Here is a 3,492-nt window from a genome sequence, read left to right as displayed (position 1 = left end):
ATCAATATTCTGCGTCGGGTCCTTGATGTCGCAGGTTTTGCAATGCACGCAATTCTGCGCATTGATCACCAAACGCGGCTTGCCTTCTTCCACGCCCACCGCTTCATAAACCCCGGCGGGGCAATAGCGGCTTTCGGGACTGGCAAATGTTTCCCAATTCACGCCCTGCCATTGGAAGAAACCTGACCGGTTCTTCTGACGATTCGTCGCCTTGTCGAAGGCATCTATTAGTGTATTGTCGCCGACTTGTCTCAGAATTTTAGATACGTCATCCAAGGTCTCTTTATGTTGCGCCAGATCTAGTCCGCGTAGTTTTGGCATGATACGCATGCCGATTTGGTCGGCCAGTGGACGGGTGAAAAACCCCTGCAGCTCAGCCTCATCAATGAATGGCGCCGCCCCATAGGGATAGTTGGCAAGATACGAGAGCATCGCCTGGTACGTACGGTGGGCGAATGGACGGCCAAGTCGTGTCAGCACGTCGTTCAATTCCCATAACAGTGCCTTGGGCCTATGAAACTTGTGGTTGTCATCCGTATCTCCGTTCTTTACTTCTTTATACCATTGTTCCCAGACCTCGTGACGCAACATTTCGGATCCAACGTTTTCTGCCACCTCTGTTCTAGGCTGGAGTTCAGCGGGACGGCCGAAGTAGAGAACATTCGCGCGGTCGATAACCTTGTCGGACAGGCTTTGGGTCGTTTCGTCCTCATTCATGGTCCCGACAAACAGGGTGTTGTAGTTAGCAAAGAGTTGAATTGGCTGTTCGATGAACGGTTTTTTACTTTCGGGATCGAATCCCTTAGCACCGGGAAAAACTTCTAAACCGATTTTTCGACGGTGCGCAAGAGTGTCCATCTTGCCGCGTCTGCGATCCTCAAGCTTACTTAGGAATTCACTGAAATAGTACTCTATTCGTGCGAGGTTCATCTCGTCCAGCATAGCCATAAACATGTAATCTCTGAGATCTGGATCAGGTTTAAGCGTGTCCCCGTTGTGGTACCCTTGGAACTGGAACAAGGCTTTAGCCAACTGGGTCGTTTCATAGCGGTTGGTGACATAGTTAAAGAACCCTAGCAGATCCTTCGGGCTGTCCCATCGCGGTTCAACCGCAAGCGAGACGATGTGGATACCCATAGCCTTGGCATACAAATTGGGTAAAGCGCTTTTACCCGTGCCGCTCACGCCGGCCATGACTGTCAGACTTGAAATATCTGATGTTTTCAATGAGGTGTGGAAGGCATACAGAAGACGAGTAGGCAAATCAAACTTCTGCCTATGCACATATTCATTCAACTGGGCAAGTGCGGTAGCCTCCGTATCGAACTGCTTGTTTGCTTTAGGTTGCGAGAACGGGGGTTCGTGAATCAGTCCTTCGAATGCGGCCTGTCGAAGTACAATGTTACCGGTCTTTCGCGATTCTGCGATGGTCGCCAGATCTTTCAACAATATTTCGTTGGTTTTAGCAATCTCCTTTTGGATCGCCTTCGCGCCCTCCAGCGCCTTTCCAATCGCCTCAAACTCCTTCACCTTGGGTTGTAGCGTGTCAATTCGTGTTTGCAGTTTGGCGATTTCATCTTTGATTTGTTTTGCAGCACTTTCTAAGTCTTGATTCTGCTTTTCAAGTTTTGCGATTTTCGGCGTCAGGTCGTCTTTCTTCGATTCTGCTGTCGCAATATCTTTATTGATAGTTTTTAGAACACCTTTTGCTGCCTCTACGTCGGCCTGTAGTTTTGTGGCCTGCATTTCCTTTTCTTTTTTTTCTTCTTTGAGCCGAGCAATTTCCTTTTCCAAGAGATCGCGCTCGCCCTCCATGGAAGCGATTTCATGCACAAGTTTGTCGGCGCGTTCTGTTAGGTTCTGAATCGTTGCTATTTGCGTGCTGAGTGCAGTGGTTCGTGATGCAAGTGCTTCCTCCAGTGCTTTCCGTTCAGCGTCTAATGTTGGACGCTCATTCAGAAAATGTTTAGCCGATTCACCCTGGCGAATGATCTCCTCTTTTGCGGAAAGGTCGGCCTTGTAAAACTCCAGTCGCGCGCGTAATACTTTTGCGTCTTCAGTGTCATCAATCTTAGCCTGCAATAGGGTCATTTCGCTTATCAATTCATCTCGTTTCCGCGATGCGATCCACGCAATGGCGAAAGCGAAAAGGATGGCCGCGAATGCAACAACGGCGGCGATAATGTAAATAGCTATCTGATCCATGATGACTCCTTATGCAATAGACAGAATTGAGACCATTCCTGCATCGTCGGCACTGTTACTTCGATGCGTCGGGTTTGACGGCCGCACGGATGGTGGTTTGTAAGGCAGTTATATCTACCTTTAACGCCTCGACAACCCTGCGTTGTGAGGCTTCTTCCCTTCGTAGATCCTCAAGACGTTGTCGCGATGAAGCCTCGCCTATTCTTGACTGGGCTTCGGCTTCTTTTGCTGCAAGAAGTTTTTCGGCCGCCAGTTTTAATTGGGCGTCTGCGGCAGCGAGATCTTGGCGGGTTTGCTTTTCGGCATCTTGCAGGGGTTTAATATCCGCCTGACATTGCACCAGTTGATTTTGGGCTGCACGCAATTCTGCAAGGGTCAATTCATGCGCCCGTTTGGCGGCATCGCGCTGGCCGGTGAAGGACACGAGGTCTTCCCGAATCGAATTTGCTTGGAGGCCGATGGATTTAAGCGTTTCCTGTTCTTTGGCCGCGTTACCTCGTGCCTCACTGGCAGCCTTTTGCGCATTTGCAAGCGCCTGTTCTGCCGTGGCTTGACCCAGTTGCAGTTTGGAATTAATCGCGCTAAGCGCCTTAACCTCTTGTTCGAGCTGACTGATTGCCAACCGAAGGACCAAATTCGTTGCGCTTGTATCTATGCGCTTATTTTCTTCCGTTATCCGGTTGGCAACGGCGATACGACAGAGTTCGTCAACGCGTTTTTGCTCACTCTGGGAGCGAGCCAGCAGGGTTTCTTGTTCCAGCAACGCTTTCTTTTTTTGATCTGTTTCGATTTGCGCAGTTGCGGTGTCGCCGTTTAATTTGAGAATTCGCGATTTAAGTGCGGTCTCATCTGCTTCCAGTGCTTGAACCCTTTGTGTAGCTACATTTGCTTTAATTTGCGGGCCAAGTCCTTTGTACAAAGCCCAACCTAAGATAGCGAACACGAGGGTTGCAACTAGCAGCAATACGCCTGTAAGAGATGTCGTACTGGTTGATTTCTTGGTTTGGTATGTCATAATGCGGTCATCTCATCGGTTAGTTTGTTCCATGCTTGCTCGACTTTAACAGTGCACGCATCCATATCTGCTCGCAGATCAGTTGCCCAAAAACGTTGTATTGCCCAACCCGATGCTCGTAATCGGGTATCCCGGAGCACATCGCGCATTTTGCGTCGTCCAAATGAGTCACAATGCGTCGCACGTCTGTCGACTTCGACATTCAACTTCTTGGTGCCATCGGGGGATACCAAAGCAATGTCAAGAAAGTAGCCATTGGCGGGATACTGTTG

At 49.5% G+C, this 3,492-nt stretch carries 3 protein-coding genes; all 3 read right to left on the bottom strand.

Going from position 1 to position 3,492, the window contains the following annotated elements; all coding sequences use genetic code 11:
• Nucleotides 1-2,205 (bottom strand): 4Fe-4S dicluster domain-containing protein (locus WCO51_11280; protein ID MEI6513837.1); only part of this gene is annotated, 2,205 nt, incomplete at its 3' end.
• 55 nt (nucleotides 2,206-2,260) lie between these two features.
• Entirely contained in the window at nucleotides 2,261-3,220 is a 960-nt protein-coding gene (locus WCO51_11275) for a hypothetical protein (GenBank protein ID MEI6513836.1), read from the bottom strand.
• Nucleotides 3,217-3,492: DUF559 domain-containing protein (locus tag WCO51_11270; protein ID MEI6513835.1), on the bottom strand; the 276-nt coding region annotated here is incomplete at its 5' end. The genes WCO51_11275 and WCO51_11270, both read right to left, overlap by 4 nt.

The organism is bacterium (genome assembly GCA_037131655.1).
Lineage (GTDB): Bacteria > Armatimonadota > Fimbriimonadia > Fimbriimonadales > JBAXQP01 > JBAXQP01.
The sequence above is the reverse complement of the archived record's forward strand: the minus strand, read 5'-3'. Positions and strand labels throughout refer to the sequence as shown.